Annotated in this window: 1 protein-coding gene; it reads right to left on the minus strand. The window is 70.3% G+C overall.

The features are described from left to right. Positions 1-65: 65 nt before the first annotated feature. Positions 66-530, minus strand: a complete 465-nt coding sequence (gene msrB / locus D183_RS0120660; protein WP_017910673.1) for a peptide-methionine (R)-S-oxide reductase MsrB — start codon at positions 528-530, stop codon at positions 66-68. Positions 531-841: the final 311 nt, after the last annotated feature.

Raw genomic sequence — 841 nt, forward strand, 5'->3', positions numbered from 1 at the left:
CAAAAGGGGAAGCGACGAGGTACGCATACCGCTGGTCTCCCTGTGGCGGCGCGGCTGCGCCGGAATCAGGCCGGTTCGGTTTCGCCGCCGCCGCGGTGCAGCGGGTTGGGCAGCGCCTGGCCCTGTTCGGTGAACTGCAGCGACACCGAATTCAGGCAGTGGCGCTCGCCGCTCGGCGGCGGGCCGTCCGGAAACACATGGCCGAGATGGCTGTCGCAGCGGGCGCAGACGATCTCGGTGCGGATCATGCCGTGGCTGGTGTCGCGTAGTTCGCGCACGTGGTCGGGGTGGTAGGGCGCGAAGAAGCTCGGCCAGCCGGTGCCGGAATCGAACTTGGCGCTGGAGCGGAACAGCGGCAGCCCGCACATCCGGCAGGTGTAGACGCCCTCCAGCTTGTTGTCCAGGAATACGCCGCAGAACGGCGCTTCGGTGCCGTGCTGCAGCAGCACCCGGCGTTCCTCCGCGTTCAGTCCGCCGATCAACTGCTCGCGCTCGGCAGAGGTAGGAGGCGTGAGGTCGAATCGGCTCATGGCGGGGCCCGTGGCTGGAGGAGGGGAAAACAACATGAGGGCTGTACGGGGTGGATCAAGCGCGCCGCGCCGCGTCGACGCGGCGTTGGCGATGCGCTAGCGTGGAATGCTCCGCCCCGGCCCGTCGATGGAGCCACCGTGAAGCGCCTGCTGCCCTGCGTTGCCATCGCCCTGCTCGTGCCGGCACTCGCCGCCGCGCAGAGTCTCCAGCCAGTCCCCGGCGCACCGGCCGGCAATCGCGACGCCAACACGCTGCAGTCCGCGCCGCCGCCGGCGCCCTCGGTGGCCAGCCGCCTCGACGAGCGTCCACA

Origin of the sequence: Xanthomonas sp. SHU 199 (assembly GCF_000364665.1) — a bacterium.
Taxonomy (GTDB): Bacteria; Pseudomonadota; Gammaproteobacteria; order Xanthomonadales; family Xanthomonadaceae; genus Xanthomonas_A; species Xanthomonas_A sontii.

Excerpts from the sequence above, each read along its gene's own strand:
- msrB (WP_017910673.1), bottom strand. The coding sequence starts at position 530 with ATGAGCCGATTCGACCTCACGCCTCCTACCTCTGCCGAGCGCGAGCAG.